Below are 15,881 nucleotides of genomic sequence, written 5' to 3'. Positions count from 1 at the left end.
GCGCTTTCTTCGGTCCCCCGATCTCCGGATCAGGTCAGAACTGGCTGCCGAAGGTGAACTGGATGCGCTCCTCGTAATGGCGGTCCGCGTCCTTCGAGCGGAACGGCACGGCGAGGCTGATGATCAGCGGGCCGATCGGCGCCTGCCACTGCAGCGAGATGCCCGTGGATGCACGCAGCTCGGAAGCATCGAAACTCTTGTAGTCCTTGTAGACGTTGCCGACGTCCATGAACCAGGACACGCGCGCGGTGTTGACGTCCTTCAGGAACGGCAGCGGCAGGAACACCTGCGCGGTGCCGAGCACCTTGAACGAGCCGCCGATGGGCTGCGCGTAATAGGCACCGTTGTTGCACATGCCGCCGGCGTTGGGAGCGCTGCCGTCGATGCAGACCCGCGGCCCCAGCGTGTTGTCCTGGAAGCCGCGCACGTCGCGCACGCCGCCGGCGTAGTAGTTCTGCCAGAACGGCAGGTCCTGACGCATGTCGGTGATGATGTGACTCTGGCTGGGGTTGTCGGCCTTGCTGGCCGCCGCCAGGGCATCGTAGGCATCGTCGCTGATGCCGTTCTTGCCGTAGGTCTTGCCGTAGCCGACCTGGCCATCCAGGTACAGCACGAAGCCCTTGCCGATCGGCCAGTAGTGGTTCGCCTCGGTGGTGAGCTTCCAGTACTGCACGGTCGAGCCGGGCAGGGCGACGTCGGTCGAGGCCGAGAGCAGGCCGCCGCGGGTCGGTGCCCAGTAGCCGTTGCGGGTGTCGTGGTTCCAGCCCAGCGTGCCGGTCCAGGTGTGGATGGTCTTGTTGCCGATCTCGTTCTGGTAGTCGATCAACACCAGCGGGCTGTAGCCCGGGAACAGGTTGACCTTGTTGCTGCTGATGCCCAGGCCCACGCGCAGGCCGTCCGTCTCGCTGATCGGGATGCCCAGGTAGGTGGAGAAACTCTTCGCGCTGGTGGCGTAGTTCGCGAAATCGGTGTTGCCGTAGTCGGTCTTCGAATACGAGGCGCTGTAGCCGATGCCGATGCCGCTGTCGGTCAGGTAGGGGTTGTAGTAGTTGAGGCCGAGGCGGGTGTAGTAGCTGCTGCGCTCACCGCTGATCGAGAAGCTGTCGCCGCTGCCGAACAGGTTGTTCTGCGACACCGAGGCATTCAGGATGATGCCGGAGTACTGCGAATAGCCGATACCGAATTGCATGCTGCCGGCGGACTGCTCTTCCACCTTGACCGTGACGTCGACCTTGTCCTGGGTGCCCGGCACCAGCTTCTTGTCGACGTCGACCGTCTTGAAATAGCCCAGCCGCTGCAGGCGGACCTTGGAGCGGTCGATCGCCGCCTGCGAGTACCAGGAACCCTCGAGCTGGCGCATCTCGCGGCGCAGCACGCCGTCTTCGGTACGCGTATTGCCCTGGAACACCACCCGCCGCACGTACACGCGCTGGCCGGGTTCGACGTACAGGGTCAGGTCGACCGTGCGCTTTTCCTTGTCCAGCTTCGGGATCGGGGTGACCTTGGCATAGGCGTAGCCGATATTGGCCAGCACCGCCTTGATCGCCTTGGTACTGGCTTCGACCGCGGCGCGGTTGAAGGTCTCGCCGGCCTTGACGAAGACCAGCTGGCGCATGGTTTTTTCCGGCAGGATCAGGTCGCCGAGCAGCTTGACGTCGGCGACCTTGTAGATCTCGCCTTCCTTGATGCTGGCGTCGATGTACATCGCGCGCTTGTCCGGCGCAATCGCCACCTGGGTGGAGTCGACGCCGAAATCGGCGTAACCGCGGTCCATGTAGTAGGACTGCAGCTTCTCCAGGTCGCCGGAGAGCTTCTCGCGTGAATACTGGTCGTCCTTCGAATACCACGACATCCAGTTGGTGGTGTCCGATTCGAAACCGTCGCGGATCTGCTTGTCGGTGAACGCGTGGTTGCCGAGGATGTTCAGTTCCTTGATCTTGGCCGCCTTGCCCTCGCGGATCTCGATCTCGACGGCGACGCGGTTGCGATCCAGCCGGGTCACGTGCGGGTCGACCGACACGTTGTACTTGCCGCGGTTGTAGTACTGCCGGATCAGTTCCTGCTGCACGTTGTCCAGCGCCAGGCGGTCGAAGGTCTCGCCTTCGGTGAGGCCGATTTCCTTCAGGCCCTTCTTCAGGTCGTCGGTCTTGATGTCCTTGTTGCCGCGCAGGGTCAGCTTGGCGATCGAAGGCCGTTCGACCACCTTGATCACCAGGATGCTGCCTTCGCGGTCGAACTCGACGTCGCTGAAGAACTTGGTCCGGTACAGCGCGCGGATGGCCCGCTGGGCCCCGTCGTTGGTCAACTGGTCGCCCTTGTTGATCGGCAGGTAGTTGTACACGGTACCGGCGGAAATCCGGCTGAGGCCGTCGATGCGGATGTCCGACACCACGAACGGGTCGAACGCGAACGCATTGGCGGAGAGGGAGGCAAGCAGGATCAGCGCGGCGATACGCTTCATCGTCGATTCCGTTGGGTTATTTCGATGAGGCGGCCAGCGCGGCCGCCCCGATCAACGCATGAGGCAGGGACAGGCCCTGCCTCGAAAGAGAGTGCGCATTCCGCGGGAGGAATGCATCGCTTGACACGCCGCCGCGCCATGCTGCGGCTGGCGCAGGCAGGCGTGTCGTCGGCATGCTGCAGTCGCCGGGCATCGGCATCACGACAGCAGCATGCGGTGGATATCGTTGTAGAACGCCAGCCCCATCAGGGTGAACAGCAACGCCAGGCCGATGTACTGGCCCACGACCATCGCCTGCTCGCTGACCGGGCTGCCCTTGATCAACTCCACAAGATAATACAGCAGGTGTCCGCCATCCAGGACCGGGATCGGCAGCAGGTTGAGGATCGCCAGGCTCAGCGACACCAGCGCCAGGAACTGCAGGAACCAGGGCAGGCCCATGCTGGCCGAGGCATTCGCCACTTCGGCGATGCCGATGACGCCGGAGAGGTTCCTGGTCGAGGCCTCGCCGGTCAGCATCTTGCCGAGCATGCTGAAGGTCTGCGTGGTGTTGCGCCAGGTGGTGTTGAACGAAGCGGCCAGCGCCTTGATCGGCCCATAGCTCACGGTGGCCGCTTCGGCCGCCGGGGCGCTGACGCCCATCACCCATTTCCGCGGCTGGCCTTCCAGCGATTCCCACTTGGCGGTGACGCCGAGTTGCTGCGGCCGGCCGGCGCGTTCGATGCCGATCGCCAGTTTGGGCGACTTGACGGCTTCGGCCTGCACCAGCTTGCCGAACGCGATGAAGTCGCTTACCGGCTGGCCGTTGACGCTGACGATGCGATCGCCGCCCTGCATGCCGGCCAGTGCGGCCGGCTGGCCGGGCATCACGGTGGCGGCAATCGCCGGTGGCGGCGCCAGCGTCAGGCCGAGCTTGCCCAGGTACTGGCCCACATCCTGGCCCGGCGGCAATTCGTCCAGCGGCAGCACCAGCTCGCGCGAGCGTCCATCCTGGCCGCGCACGGTGAGCGGCAGCGGCGCCCGCCCGAGCAGGGCGTTGGCCACCACGTCCATCGAATCGGTCCAGGTGGTGACGGCGCGGCCGTCGATGCTGAGGATGCGGTCGCCCGGCTGGATGCCGGCACTGGCGGCGAGGCTCTGCGGCGCCGCGGTCACCACCGGTGCCACGTCGGGGCGGCCCAGCATGAACATCAGCCAGAACGCCACGATGGTGAAGATCAGGTTGAACCCCGGTCCGGCGGCGACGATGGCGATGCGCTTCCACACCGATTTGCCGGTGAACTCCTGTTCGCGCAGGGCAGGATCGACCTCGCCCTCGCGCGCGTCCAGCATCTTGACGTAGCCGCCCAGCGGGATCGCGGCGATCTGGTACTCGGTGCCGTCGCGGCCGACGCGCTTCCAGATCGCGTTGCCGAAACCGACCGAGAAGCGCAGCACCTTGACCCCACAGCGGCGCGCGACCCAGTAGTGGCCGAATTCATGGAAGGTCACCAGCACGCCGAGCGTGACCAGCAACCAGAACACCGAGCCGAAGAAGGAAGTCATCAAGTACCGTGGCGAAAAGTCATCGAAGCAAGAATATCAGCAAGCATTGCGTAGAACGCGGCGAGCCGCCTCCCGGGCCGTGCGGTCGCGTTCACAAAGGGTTTCAACATCGACCACGGCTTGCGCCGGCAGTTCCGCAAGCACGGCCTCGACCACGTCGGCGATCGACAGGAACGGCAGCGCGCCGGCCAGAAAGGCTTCCACCGCCACTTCGTTGGCGGCGTTCAGCACGGCCGGGGCATCGCCGCCGGCGCGCAGCGCCTGGAACGCCAGCGCCAGGCAACGGAAGGTGACCAGGTCCGGCGGCTCGAACTGCAGCGGAGCGCAGGCGGACAGGTCCAGCGACGGTACGCCGGACTCGACCCGCTCCGGCCACGCCAGCGCGTGCGCGATCGCGGTGCGCATGTCCGGGTTGCCGAGCTGGGCCAGCACCGAGCCGTCGACGTATTCCACCATCGAATGCACCAGGCTCTGCGGGTGCACTACCACGTCGATCGCTTCGGCCGGCGCACCGAACAGGTGATGTGCCTCGATCACCTCCAGGCCCTTGTTCATCAGCGTGGCCGAATCGACCGAGATCTTGCGCCCCATCACCCAGTTCGGGTGCTTGCAGGCCTGGTCCGGCGTGATGTCGGCCAGCTCGGCGCGCGTGCGCCCGCGGAACGGGCCGCCGGAAGCGGTCAGGATCAACCGGCGCACGCCGCTGCGGTGCAGGTCGGGGCGTCCGCCCGGCAGGCACTGGAAGATCGCGTTGTGTTCGGAGTCGACCGGGATCAGCGCGCCGCCACCGGCAGCGACCGCTTCCAGCAGCAGCGGGCCGGCCATCACGATGGATTCCTTGTTCGCCAGCAGCAGGCGCTTGCCGGCGCGCGCGGCGGCCAGGGTGGATTCCAGCCCGGCGGCGCCGACGATGGCGGCGACCACGGTGTCGCACAGGTTGCCGGCGGCGGCTGCGGTCAGCGCGGCGTGGCCGCTGGCTACTTCGCAGCGCACGCCGGCGGCAGCCAGCCGGCGCGACAGGTCCGCTTCCAGCGCCGGGTCGGCGATCACCGCCAGGTCCGGCCGATGCTGCGCGCACAAGGCCACCAGCGCCTCGACCTGGCGATGCGCCGTCAGCACGCTGGCGCGAAAGCGCTCCGGGTGGCGCGCGATGACGTCAAGCGTATTGCCGCCGATCGAACCGGTGGCGCCGAGGACGGCGATGTTGCGCATCTTCAGATGTCCAGCAGGAGCAGGCCGGCGGCGAACACCGGCAGCGCGGCGAACACGCTGTCCAGCCGGTCCATCAGGCCGCCGTGGCCGGGAAAAATGGTGCCCGAATCCTTCACCTGGGCATGCCGCTTCATCAGGCTCTCGATCAGGTCGCCGACGATCGACACCGCCACCGTCACCGTGGCCAGCAACGCCAGCGCCAGCAGCGCGGCACCGCGCACGCCGAGCAGCCAGCCGCCGGCCTCGGCGACCAGCACACCGGCCACCATCGCGCCGTACGCGCCGGCCCAGGTCTTGCCGGGACTGATCTGCGGTGCCAGCTTGCGCTTGCCGAATGTACGCCCGCTGAAATACGCGCCGATATCGGACGCCCACACGATCACCAGCGCCAGCAGGGTCCACCAGTGACCGTGCGGCACGCGCGCGTGGATGCTGACCAGGGCGACCCAGGTCGGGAAGATCACGAACGCGCCGGCGAGCAACTTCAGTGCGAGGTTCTCGCGGGTTGGCGCCGCGGCGAACGCGAAGTGGCGCAGCCACAGGCAGGCCAGCAGCCACCAGGCTATGCCGGCCGCCAGCAGCAGCGGGGTCAGCACCGTGGCATGGGCGCGCCACAGCAAGACGAACACGGCCGCCGTCACGACGAGCAGGGCGATGCGCCATAGGCGGCTGCTCAGGCCGCTCAGCTCGGCCCATTCCCACCAGGCAGCCAGGAACGCCAGCGCCACGATGGTCGCGAAGATGCCGGTCGGCGGCAGCAGGATGATCAGGATCGCCAGCGGCGCGAGCACCAGGGCGGTGAGAATGCGCTGAAGCAGCATGGAAATCCTCAGGAGGTGGTGGCGACCTGCTCGCCGGTACGGCCGTAACGGCGCTCCCGGCGGGCATAGTCTTCGATGGCCCGACGCAGGCAGGCCTGGTCGAAATCGGGCCACAAGGTATCGGTAAAGTACAGTTCGGCGTATGCGGCCTGCCACAACAGGAAGTTGCTGATGCGGCACTCGCCGCCGGTGCGGATGAACAGGTCCAGCGGCGGCAGTTCGGCCAGGCTCATCCACTGGCCCAGCCGGGTCTCGTCGATCTCGTCCACGCGCAGCTCGCCGCGCGCCACCGCGGCGGCGGCCTGGCGGCTGGCCTGCACGATGTCCCAGCGGCCGCCGTAGCTCACCGCGATGTTCACCTGCAGCTTGTCGTTGCCCGCGGTGCGGACCATCGCGGCCTGCATGCGTTCGCGCAGCGCCTCGTCGAACGCGGCCAGATCGCCGATGAAGCGCAGGCGCACGCCATGGCCGTGCAGTTCGTCCACTTCCTTGTCCAGCGCGCGCACGAACAGGCCCATCAGCGCACCGACTTCTTCCTGCGGGCGTTGCCAGTTCTCGCTGGAGAAGGCGAACAAGGTCAGTGCCTGCACGCCCTCGCGCAGGCAGGCCTCGATCACTTCGCGCACGGCCTTGCGGCCGGCGTTGTGGCCGAAGCTGCGCGGACGGTGACGGGCCTTGGCCCAGCGGCCGTTGCCGTCCATCACGATGGCGACATGGCGCGGAACCTTGGCGGCCTCGGCGCCGGACATGATGGAAACGATGGCGCTTAGAGCGCCATCAGCTCCTCTTCCTTCGCCTTGACCACGGCGTCGACGTCCTTCACTGCGCGATCGGTGAGCTTCTGGATCTCGTCGTCGATGCGGCGATCGTCGTCTTCGGTAATGAGCTTTTCCTTGAGCAGATCCTTGACCTGCTGCAGGGCGTCGCGACGCACGTTGCGGATCGCGATCTTGGCGTTCTCACCCTCGTGGCCGACGTGCTTGGCCAGTTCCTTGCGGCGCTCCTCGGTGAGCGCGGGCATGTTCAGGCGGATCACGGTGCCGGCAGTGGTCGGCGTGATGCCCAGGTCGGAGGCCATCAGCGCCTTCTCGATCGGCGCCACCATGGTCTTTTCCCACGGTGTGATGATGATCGTGCGCGAGTCGGACAACGACACCGAGGCAACCTGGGTCAGCGGCATGTCCGAGCCGTAGTAGGCGACCTTGATGCCGTCCACCAGCGCCGTGCTGGCGCGGCCGGTACGGATGCGGGTGAGGTCGTGCTTGAGTGATTCGATGCTCTTGCCCATGCGGGTCTGGGCGTCGTTCTTGATGTCATTGAGCATGTGGCGCTTCCCGGTGAATCTGGCAACGTTCGATTATAGCAGTGGCAGGGAACGGGGCTTGCTGCGGCGCGGTCAGCCGCCGTCGACCAGGGTGCCGATCGACTCGCCGCGCATGATCCGCATCAGGTTCCCGGGCGCGGTCATGTCGTAGATGCGCAGCGGCATCTGCTGGTCGCGGCACAGCGCGATCGCGGCGGTGTCCATCACCTCCAGCTTGCGCTCGATCACGTCGTCGTAGCCGAGCCGGTCGTAGCGGGTGGCGTTGGCGTGCTTGGCCGGGTCGGCGGTGTACACGCCGTCGACCTTGGTCGCCTTCAGCAGCAGGTCGGCGCCGATCTCCACCGCGCGCAGCGCGGCGGCCGAATCGGTGGTGAAGAACGGGTTGCCGGTGCCGGCGGCGAACAGCACGATGCGGCCCTTCTCGATGTGGCGGATCGCGCGGCGACGGATGTAATCCTCGGCCACGTCATGGATCTGGATCGCGCTGGTCACGCGCGCAAAGCCGCCGCGTTTCTCGATCGCGTCCTGCATCGCCAGAGCGTTCATCACGGTGGCCAGCATGCCCATGTGATCGCCGGTGACCCGGTCCATGCCAGCGGCGGCGAGGCCGGCGCCGCGGAAGATGTTGCCGCCGCCGATCACGATGCCGATCTGCACGCCGGCCTTCTGCACCTCGATGATCTCGTCGGCGAGCCGGCCGATCACCTTCGGGTCGATGCCGTAATCCGCCTCGCCCATCAGGGCTTCACCGGAGAGCTTGAGCAGGATGCGGCGGTACTTGGGCTGGTCGCTCATGGATTCTCCGGATTGTGTGGGGCAAACCGGCGCATTGTAGCGGAGAGCGGGGGCCTGGGACGAGGAGTGAGTGGAAAGGAATGAGAAATGAGGACGGCTCGCCCCAGGGTTCCGGCAACTGAGGAAACAAAAAGGGCCGCGGTTTCCCGCGGCCCTTTGTTCGAAGCACGGCCCTTTCTGAACAGACCGGCCACGGATGGCCGGTCTGCCCGTTATTACCTCAGGCCGGCCTGCTTCATCACTTCGGCGGCGAAATCCTCTTCCACCTTTTCGATGCCTTCGCCGACGGCCAGACGAGCCACCGAGACGACGTCGGCGCCCTCCTTCTTCAGGGCCTCGGCCACCGTCACGTTGGTGTCCAGCACGTAGGGCTGGCCGAGCAGGGTGACCTCGGACACGATCTTGTGGATCTTGCCGGAGATGATCTTCTCGAGGATTTCGGCCGGCTTGGCCTTTTCCTTGTCGGACATCAGGCTCAGCGCGATTTCCTTTTCCTTGGCGATGAATTCGGCCGGAACGTCCTCAGGCTTGATGTGCGCCGGGTTCATGGCGGCCACATGCATCGCGATGCCCTTGGCCAGCTCCTCGGAGCCGCCCTTGAGCGCCACCAGCACGCCGATACGGCCGCCGTGGATGTAGCTGCCGATCACGCCGTCGCTCTCGACGCGGGCCATGCGGCGCACGTCGATCTTCTCGCCGATGGTGGCGATCAGCGCCTTGGCGGCTTCTTCCACGCTGGCGGCGCCCGGATAGGCGGCAGCCTTCAGCGCGTCGATGTCGGCAGCGCCGGAGTTCAGCGCGACGTCGGCGACGGTGTCGGTGAACTTCAGGAAGCTGGCGTCCTTGGCGACGAAGTCGGTCTCGCAGTTGATCTCGACCAGCACGGCCTTGCCGGCGCCCTGGGCGGCCACGATGCGGCCTTCGGCGGCGATGCGGCTGGCCTTCTTGTCAGCCTTGGCCAGGCCGGACTTGCGCAGCCATTCCATCGCGGCGTCGATGTCGCCGTTGTTCTCGACCAGCGCCTTCTTGCATTCCATCATGCCGGCGCCGGACCGCTCGCGCAGCTCCTTGACCAGTTGTGCGGAAATATTGCTCATCGGTAGTCCTCTAATGCTTGGATGCGCGGTGACGGCTGAGCGTCACCGCGCGGTTATCGCGTGCGGATGCGACGGCGGTGGTGAGCCGCCGTCGTCGCGCTTACTTGGCGGCAGGCGCGCCGTCGTTGCGCGGGCCGCGGCCGCCGTCACGGCCGCCGTCGCGGCGCGGGGCGCTCTTGCGCGGGGCAGCGTCGCGGCGCGGGGCCGGCTTGCGGTCGATCTTGGCGACCGGGTTGCCTTCCTCGTCCAGTTCGACGAAGTCGTTCGCGTCGCCCTGGGCGGCGGCCGGCGCGGCAGCCTTGCCTTCGAGGATCGAGTCGGCGGCGGCACGGGCGTACAGCTGGATCGCGCGGATCGCGTCATCGTTGCCCGGGATGGCGTAGTCGACCAGTTCCGGGTTGTAGTTGGTGTCGACCACGGCGATCACCGGAATGCCCAGCTTCTTGGCTTCCTGCACGGCAATGTCTTCGTGGCCGATGTCGATCACGAACAAGGCGTCGGGCAGGCGGTTCATGTCCTTGATGCCGCCCAGCGAGGCCTGCAGCTTGTCGCGCTCGCGACGACGGGCCAGCACTTCGTGCTTGACCAGCTTGTCGAAGCTGCCATCGGTCTCGGCCGCTTCCAGCTCCTTCAGGCGCGACACCGACTGCTTCACGGTGCGGAAGTTGGTCAGCATGCCGCCGAGCCAGCGCGAGGTGACGAACGGCATGCCGGCGCGTGCGGCCTCTTCGGCCAACGGCTCGCGGGCCGAACGCTTGGTGCCGACGAACAGGATGGTGCCGCGCTTCTGCGCCAGGCCCGACAGGAAATTCATCGCGTCGGTGAACAGCGGGAGAGTCTTTTCGAGGTTGATGATGTGGATCTTGCCGCGGGCGCCGAAGATGTACGGGGCCATCTTGGGGTTCCAGTAACGGGTCTGGTGACCGAAATGGACGCCCGCTTCGAGCATCTGGCGCATGGTGACTTGGGCCATGGGTGTAACTCCGAATTGTATGGGCTCGATGAGCCCGGGGGTTGGGACCTCCACGCATCCCCGGCTTCGACCGCGACTGGCCCGATTTCATTGGTGGGCTAGGCGCAGCACCCCGAAGGCGGTGCCGATGCGTGTGTGGCGTTGGCTTGGGTGTTGTACCGCTGAGGGTTACAATCCCGGTTCGCTTTGCGCTGGCCGGCTCCAGATATGGAGACGTCTGCCCTGCAAAACTCCAAAATTGTAGCCGGTACGCCGGCGATGCGGCAAGTTGCTGGATTTCAAGGGCTTCTGCCGCCATATGAAGTGGAATCCATGGCCATTACCCTGAAATCCCCCGAAGACCTCGAAGGCATGCGCGTCGCCGGCAAGCTGGCCGCCGAAGTGCTGGCGATGCTCAAGGAGTACGTCAAGCCCGGCGTCACTACCGAGGAGCTGGATCGGCGCGCCTACGAGCATATTGTCAACGTGCAGAAGGCGATCCCCGCCAACGTCGGCTACCACGGCTTCCCCAAGACCCTGTGCACCTCGGTCAACCAGGTGATCTGCCATGGCATACCGAACGAGGGCAAGGTGCTCAAGGACGGCGACATCGTCAACCTCGACGTCACCGTGATCAAGGACGGCTGGCACGGCGACACCAGCCGCATGTACATCGCCGGCACACCGTCGGTGCTGGCCAAGCGGCTGGTCGACACGGCTTTCGAGGCGATGATGCGCGGCATCCAGGCGGTGCGTCCGGGCGCCACCCTGGGCGACGTCGGCCATGCGATCCAGCAGCACGCCGAGGCGGCCGGCTTCTCGGTGGTGCGCGAATACTGCGGTCACGGCATCGGCAAGGTCTACCACGACGAACCACAGGTGCTGCACTACGGCAAGCCCGGCACCGGCATCGAGCTGAAGAAGGGCATGACCTTCACCGTCGAGCCGATGATCAACGCCGGCAAGCCGCAGACCCGCCAGCTGCCGGATGGCTGGACCGTGGTGACCAAGGACCACTCGCTGTCGGCGCAATGGGAGCACACGCTGGCAGTGACCGACGACGGTTTCGAGATCCTCACGCCCTGGCCTGACCTGCAGTAACGAAATAGAAAAGCAGGAGCAGGAGCGGGAAACGAGTGGCGGCACGATGTGCTTTACTCGTTTCCCGCTCCTGCTCTTTCTTGTTTCTCGAGCTCTGTCATGTCGTCAGTCACCGCGACCCCCATCTCCCTCCCGCCGCTGCCGCGCCTTCCCGTGGCGGTGCCGCGTTCCGGCGTTTCGAGCGAAGCGCGACGGGCCTTGCGGCAGTTGCTGGGCGACGTCGACCGGGCGCTGGCCACCGCGTTTCGCGATGGCGCCGACGCCAGCGCGCTGGCGCGGCGCCGGGGCGAGTCGGTGGCGCGCATCGTGGCGCACGTATGGATGGCCTGCCTCGGCGACGTGACCGGAGCGGCGCTGTTCGCGGTCGGCGGCTTCGGCCGTGGCCTGTTGTTCCCGTATTCGGACGTGGATCTGCTGGCCCTGGTGCAGGCACCGGAGCCGGCGCGCCTGCGCGCGCTGGAGCAGTTCTTCGCCACGTTGTGGGACGTCGGCCTGAAGGTCGGCCATGCGGTGCGCGATCCCGCGCAGTGCCGCGCGCTGGCCGCGCAGGACGCCAGCGTGTTCACCAGCCTGCTGGACGCGCACCGGCTGGCCGGTGATCCGGCGTTCGACGCGCGGCTGCGGGCCATCGTCGAGGACCCGGCGCTGTGGCCGCCGCAGGAATACCTGGCCGCCCGGTTGGCCGAGCGCAACGCGCGGCATGCCCGTTTCGACGACACCGCCTACAACCTCGAGCCGAACCTCAAGGACGGGCCTGGCGGCCTGCGCACGCTCGATTCGCTGCGCTGGATGGGGCGGCGGCTGGCGCATGCGAACGATCTGTCCGACATGGTGGTCGAGGGCTTGCTCGACCCCGCCGAGCAGGCCGCGCTGGAGCAGTCCGAAGCCGTCCTGCGCCGCTACCGCTACGCGTTGCACCTGGAGGCGGGCCGGGCCGAGGAACGGCTGCTGTTCGACTACCAGCGGGCGCTGGCCGCGCGGCTGGGTTTCGAGGACGAGCACGAGAAGAACCTCGGCGTCGAACAGTTCATGCAGGGCTATTACCGCGCCGCCAGCCAGGTCGAGCGGCTCGGCGTGCAGGTGGCCGAACGCTTCGAGGAGATGCTGGAGCTGCCGGACGAAGCGGTGCCCGTGGGTACCGACTTCATCCGCTACGGCAAGCGCCTGGCGGCGCGCGACCCGCAGCTGTTCATGCGCCGGCCGGCGGCATTGGTGGAGATCTTCATCGCCCGGATGGACCAGCCCGGTGTGGTCGGCTTCAGCGCCGACACCATGCGCCGCATCCACCAGGCCACTGCCGCGCATGGCGACGCGCTGGCCGACGACCGCGAGGTGCTGACCGTTTTCTTGCAACTGCTGCGTCGTGGCGCACCGGCAGTGGAGGCGCTGTGGCGGATGAACCGGCACGGCCTGCTGGCGGCGATCCTGCCTGCGTTCGGCAAGGTATTCGGGCGCATGCAGTACGACCTGTTCCATGTCTACACCGTCGATGAACATACCTTGCGCGTGCTGCGCAATCTGGCTCGCTTCGCCGACCCCGCGGCACAGCGCGAGTTTCCGCTGGGTTGTGAAATCTGGACCGGCCTGCCGGTACCCGAGGTACTGCTGCTGGCGGGGTTGTTCCACGACATCGCCAAGGGCCGCGGTGGCGACCACTCGGTGCTGGGCGAGCAGGACGCGCGCGCCTTCTGCACCCGGCTGGGCCTGCCGCCCGGCGACGTCGAGCGGGTGGCCTGGCTGGTGCGCTGGCACCTGCTGATGAGCACCACCGCGCAGCGCCAGGACATCACCGACCCCGACGTGGTGCACCGGTTTGCGGAAGTCGTGGGCAATCGCGAGCGGCTCGGCCAGCTGTACCTGCTGACCATCGCCGACATCATCGGCACCAGTCCGCGGTTGTGGAACGGCTGGAAGGATCGCTTGCTGGCCGACCTGTACACCAGTACCCGCTACGCACTGCGCAGCGACGTGGAGCTGCCGCGCGACATCGGCGTGCGCGTGCACGAGTGTTCCGAGTACGCGCTGGCGCTGCTGCTGAACGAGGGCCATGCCGAAGCCGACGTGATGCACGTGTGGGCCGACTTTCCCCAACTCAGTTTCCTGCGGCACCGGCCCGAACAGATCGCCTGGCAGACCACGGCGATCCTGCGTGCGCAGGGTGCGCTGCCGCTGGTGGCGGTGCATCCGCTGTCGGTGCGCGGCAGCACCGAGCTGTTCGTCTACACGCCCGACCGCGACGGCCTGTTCGCCACGGTGACCGCGGTATTGGACCGGCTGCGCTTCTCGGTGATGGAGTCGCGCATCCTCAGTTCGCCGACCGGGATGGCGCTGGACACCTTCCTGCTGCTCGACGCGGACAGCCAGCAGCCGGTCAGCGCGGCGCGCGCGGAGGAGCTGCAGCAGCGGTTGCAGCGTGCACTGGCGCAATCCGCCGGCGTGCAGCCGAGCAAGCGCGGCATGTCGCGCCACCAGAAACACTTCCAGATGACGCCGAAGATCAGCTTTCACGCCGCCGGCGACCGTACCCAGCTGGCCCTGATCGGCACCGACCGACCCGGCCTGCTGGCCGCGGTGGCCCAGGTGATGCTGGCCACCGGGGTGCGCGTGCACGACGCGCGCATCGCCACCTTCGGCGAGCGCGTGGAGGATTTCTTCCAACTGACCAATCGCCACGATGCGCCGCTCGATGCGGCCCAGCAGGATCGCCTGCTGCATGCGCTGCTGGAGCGCATCGGGCCGGCGCGGGATTGATTGGCGATCCCCGCGCTATCATCGCGGGCGCTGCGCGTCGCAGCGGCCACGTGTGTTCGCCATGACCTACCTGCTGATCAAGTCGCTGCACCTGCTGTTCGTCATCGCCTGGATGGCCACGGTGTTCTACCTGCCGCGGATCCTGGTGAACCTGGCCGAGGCGGCGAACGAGCCGGCGGTGCTGGCGCGGCTGCAGTTGATGGGGCGGCGGCTGTACAAGTTCGGCCACAACATGTTCGGCATCGCGTTCCTGTTCGGGCTGACCCTGTGGCAAGGCTGGCGGGTATTTCCGCAGGCGTTGCCGAACGTCACCGCCGGCACGCATTGGATCGACGCCAAGCTGACCCTGGTCGCCGTGCTGCTGGCCTACTTCATCTGGGCCGGGCGCATGCTCAAGCGCAGCGAGAAGGGTGGCGCGCTGCCGTCTTCGCGCATGCTGCGCTGGCTCAACGAGCTGCCGGTGCTGCTGTTGCTGGGCGTGATCTTCCTGGTGATTGCCAAGCCGTTCTAGGAGCAGGAGTGAGTGGAGAGAAGCGTGGAGTGAGAGCGGCTCCGAACCAGTTCTTCTCCCACTTCTCACTCCTCTTGACTCACTTCTCGAAGTACTCCCGGTACCACTCGACGAAGCGCGCCACGCCGTCCTCGATCGAGGTATTCGGCGCGTAGCCCACGTCGCGGCGCAGCGCTGACACGTCGGCCCAGGTATCGGGCACGTCGCCCGGCTGCATCGGCAGCAGGCGTTTCTCGACCGTGCGCCCGAGGTTCTGTTCCAGCAGTTCGATGAAGCGCAGCAGCTGCACCGGCTGGTCGTTGCCGAGGTTGTAGACACGGTATGGCGCGCTCGACGTGCCGGGATTCGGCAGTTCGGCGTCGTACGCCGGGTCGGATTCGGCGGGATGGTCGAGCGTGCGGATCACGCCTTCGACGATGTCGTCGATATAGGTGAAGTCGCGGCTGTGATGGCCGTGGTTGAACACGTCGATCGGCTCGCCGCGGCTGATCCGGTCGGCGAACAGGATCGGCGACATGTCCGGCCGGCCCCACGGACCGTACACGGTGAAGAAGCGCAGGCCGGTGGTGGGCAGGCCGTATAGGTGGCTGTAGGTGTGCGCCATCAGTTCGTTCGCCTTCTTGCTGGCGGCGTACAGGCTGACCGGGTGGTCGACCGCGTCCTCCACCGCGAACGGCAGCTTGCGGTTGGCGCCGTAGACCGAGCTGGAGGAGGCGTAGACCAGATGCTCCACGCCGCCGTGGCGGCAGGCCTCGAGGATGTTGACGAAGCCGACCAGGTTGCTCGCCACGTAAGCCTGCGGGTTCTGCAGCGAATAACGCACGCCGGCCTGCGCGGCGAGGTTCACCACACGCTGCGGCTTGAACGTGGCGAACGCGCGATTCACCGCGTCGGCGTCGGCCAGGTCGGCGCGCTGATGGGTGTAGTTCGGGTGGTCGATGAAGCGCGCCAGACGGGCTTCCTTCAATGCCGGATCGTAGTAGCTGTTGTGGTTGTCGTAGCCATGGACCACGTTGCCGCGCGCCAGCAGGCGCTGCGCCAGGGCGGCGCCGATGAAGCCGGCGGTGCCGGTAACCAGGATGCGCATGGAGTGTCCTCGGGAGATCGCGGGCATTCTACCGCCCGGGCACTGCCGGCAAGGCCGCGTCGGGCGAGGATTGACAGGCAATCTGGGCTAAACTAGCGTTTCGATATCGCCCAAGATCCGAGGTGGCCCGCGCTTGCGCCGGCCGAGTGTGCGACATGGCAACTACCCGCTTCCACGACTGACCGCCACCACGCCTTCGTTTACGAAAAAAGGGCGTCATGCCC

At 66.8% G+C, this 15,881-nt stretch carries 13 protein-coding genes; 3 read left to right on the top strand and 10 right to left on the bottom strand.

Features of this window, described 5'->3' with window-relative positions:
* Positions 1–34: 34 nt before the first annotated feature.
* The 9 genes from bamA to rpsB form a co-directional block, all read right to left on the bottom strand.
* Positions 35–2,461, bottom strand: a complete 2,427-nt coding sequence (bamA, locus tag ABIE04_RS03675) for an outer membrane protein assembly factor BamA (RefSeq protein ID WP_354547226.1) — start codon at positions 2,459–2,461, stop codon at positions 35–37.
* Positions 2,462–2,659: 198 nt separating this feature from the next.
* Positions 2,660–4,006, bottom strand: coding sequence for an RIP metalloprotease RseP (gene rseP / locus ABIE04_RS03670; RefSeq protein ID WP_354547225.1), 1,347 nt, complete (start codon positions 4,004–4,006; stop codon positions 2,660–2,662).
* Positions 4,007–4,042: 36 nt separating this feature from the next.
* Positions 4,043–5,218 carry a 1-deoxy-D-xylulose-5-phosphate reductoisomerase gene (locus tag ABIE04_RS03665; protein ID WP_354547224.1) on the bottom strand — a complete coding sequence of 392 codons (1,176 nt, stop codon included), beginning with the start codon at positions 5,216–5,218 and terminating at the stop codon, positions 4,043–4,045.
* Positions 5,219–5,220: 2 nt separating this feature from the next.
* The gene (locus ABIE04_RS03660; protein WP_354547222.1) at positions 5,221–6,039 is read right to left on the bottom strand and encodes a phosphatidate cytidylyltransferase; all 819 of its coding nucleotides are present in this window, start codon (positions 6,037–6,039) and stop codon (positions 5,221–5,223) included.
* Positions 6,040–6,047: 8 nt separating this feature from the next.
* A complete protein-coding gene (gene uppS, locus ABIE04_RS03655; RefSeq protein ID WP_354547221.1) occupies positions 6,048–6,788 on the bottom strand; it encodes a polyprenyl diphosphate synthase in 741 nt (246 codons plus the stop codon).
* Positions 6,789–6,805: 17 nt separating this feature from the next.
* On the bottom strand, positions 6,806–7,363 hold the full coding sequence (gene frr / locus ABIE04_RS03650) for a ribosome recycling factor (RefSeq protein WP_354547220.1): 558 nt from the start codon (positions 7,361–7,363) through the stop codon (positions 6,806–6,808).
* Positions 7,364–7,435: 72 nt separating this feature from the next.
* Positions 7,436–8,158, bottom strand: a complete 723-nt coding sequence (gene pyrH, locus ABIE04_RS03645) for a UMP kinase (RefSeq protein ID WP_354547219.1) — start codon at positions 8,156–8,158, stop codon at positions 7,436–7,438.
* A gap of 215 nt (positions 8,159–8,373) precedes the next feature.
* Positions 8,374–9,255 carry a translation elongation factor Ts gene (tsf, locus tag ABIE04_RS03640; protein WP_354547218.1) on the bottom strand — a complete coding sequence of 294 codons (882 nt, stop codon included), beginning with the start codon at positions 9,253–9,255 and terminating at the stop codon, positions 8,374–8,376.
* A gap of 100 nt (positions 9,256–9,355) precedes the next feature.
* Positions 9,356–10,228: a 30S ribosomal protein S2 gene (gene rpsB, locus ABIE04_RS03635; RefSeq protein WP_354547217.1), complete on the bottom strand. Its 873-nt coding sequence runs from the start codon at positions 10,226–10,228 to the stop codon at positions 9,356–9,358.
* A 312-nt stretch (positions 10,229–10,540) separates the two neighbouring features.
* On the opposite strand from rpsB, the gene map reads away from it, so the two are divergent.
* The 3 genes from map (at position 10,541) to ABIE04_RS03620 (ending at position 14,570) form a co-directional block, all read left to right on the top strand.
* The gene (gene map / locus ABIE04_RS03630) at positions 10,541–11,308 is read left to right on the top strand and encodes a type I methionyl aminopeptidase (RefSeq protein ID WP_354547215.1); all 768 of its coding nucleotides are present in this window, start codon (positions 10,541–10,543) and stop codon (positions 11,306–11,308) included.
* A 99-nt stretch (positions 11,309–11,407) separates the two neighbouring features.
* Entirely contained in the window at positions 11,408–14,059 is a 2,652-nt protein-coding gene (glnD, locus tag ABIE04_RS03625; protein WP_354547214.1) for a [protein-PII] uridylyltransferase, read from the top strand.
* A 61-nt stretch (positions 14,060–14,120) separates the two neighbouring features.
* On the top strand, positions 14,121–14,570 hold the full coding sequence (locus ABIE04_RS03620; RefSeq protein WP_354547213.1) for a CopD family protein: 450 nt from the start codon (positions 14,121–14,123) through the stop codon (positions 14,568–14,570).
* 79 nt (positions 14,571–14,649) lie between these two features.
* Here the strand turns inward: ABIE04_RS03620 and ABIE04_RS03615 are convergent, their stop codons facing one another.
* Positions 14,650–15,657 carry an NAD-dependent epimerase gene (locus ABIE04_RS03615; RefSeq protein ID WP_354547212.1) on the bottom strand — a complete coding sequence of 336 codons (1,008 nt, stop codon included), beginning with the start codon at positions 15,655–15,657 and terminating at the stop codon, positions 14,650–14,652.
* Positions 15,658–15,881: the final 224 nt, after the last annotated feature.

This window comes from Rhodanobacter soli, from assembly GCF_040548735.1.
Lineage (GTDB): Bacteria > Pseudomonadota > Gammaproteobacteria > Xanthomonadales > Rhodanobacteraceae > Rhodanobacter > Rhodanobacter soli_A.
This window is presented reverse-complemented; position numbering and strand designations above follow the sequence as displayed.

What these genes read in the sequence shown, in the direction of transcription:
- bamA (WP_354547226.1), bottom strand. Translation starts at nt 2,461, where the DNA reads ATGAAGCGTATCGCCGCGCTGATCCTGCTTGCCTCCCTCTCCGCCAAT.
- rseP (WP_354547225.1), bottom strand. Translation starts at nt 4,006, where the DNA reads ATGACTTCCTTCTTCGGCTCGGTGTTCTGGTTGCTGGTCACGCTCGGC.
- ABIE04_RS03665 (WP_354547224.1), bottom strand. Translation starts at nt 5,218, where the DNA reads ATGCGCAACATCGCCGTCCTCGGCGCCACCGGTTCGATCGGCGGCAAT.
- ABIE04_RS03660 (WP_354547222.1), bottom strand. Translation starts at nt 6,039, where the DNA reads ATGCTGCTTCAGCGCATTCTCACCGCCCTGGTGCTCGCGCCGCTGGCG.
- uppS (WP_354547221.1), bottom strand. Translation starts at nt 6,788, where the DNA reads ATGTCCGGCGCCGAGGCCGCCAAGGTTCCGCGCCATGTCGCCATCGTG.
- frr (WP_354547220.1), bottom strand. Translation starts at nt 7,363, where the DNA reads ATGCTCAATGACATCAAGAACGACGCCCAGACCCGCATGGGCAAGAGC.
- pyrH (WP_354547219.1), bottom strand. Translation starts at nt 8,158, where the DNA reads ATGAGCGACCAGCCCAAGTACCGCCGCATCCTGCTCAAGCTCTCCGGT.
- tsf (WP_354547218.1), bottom strand. Translation starts at nt 9,255, where the DNA reads ATGAGCAATATTTCCGCACAACTGGTCAAGGAGCTGCGCGAGCGGTCC.
- rpsB (WP_354547217.1), bottom strand. Translation starts at nt 10,228, where the DNA reads ATGGCCCAAGTCACCATGCGCCAGATGCTCGAAGCGGGCGTCCATTTC.
- map (WP_354547215.1), top strand. Translation starts at nt 10,541, where the DNA reads ATGGCCATTACCCTGAAATCCCCCGAAGACCTCGAAGGCATGCGCGTC.
- glnD (WP_354547214.1), top strand. Translation starts at nt 11,408, where the DNA reads ATGTCGTCAGTCACCGCGACCCCCATCTCCCTCCCGCCGCTGCCGCGC.
- ABIE04_RS03620 (WP_354547213.1), top strand. Translation starts at nt 14,121, where the DNA reads ATGACCTACCTGCTGATCAAGTCGCTGCACCTGCTGTTCGTCATCGCC.
- ABIE04_RS03615 (WP_354547212.1), bottom strand. Translation starts at nt 15,657, where the DNA reads ATGCGCATCCTGGTTACCGGCACCGCCGGCTTCATCGGCGCCGCCCTG.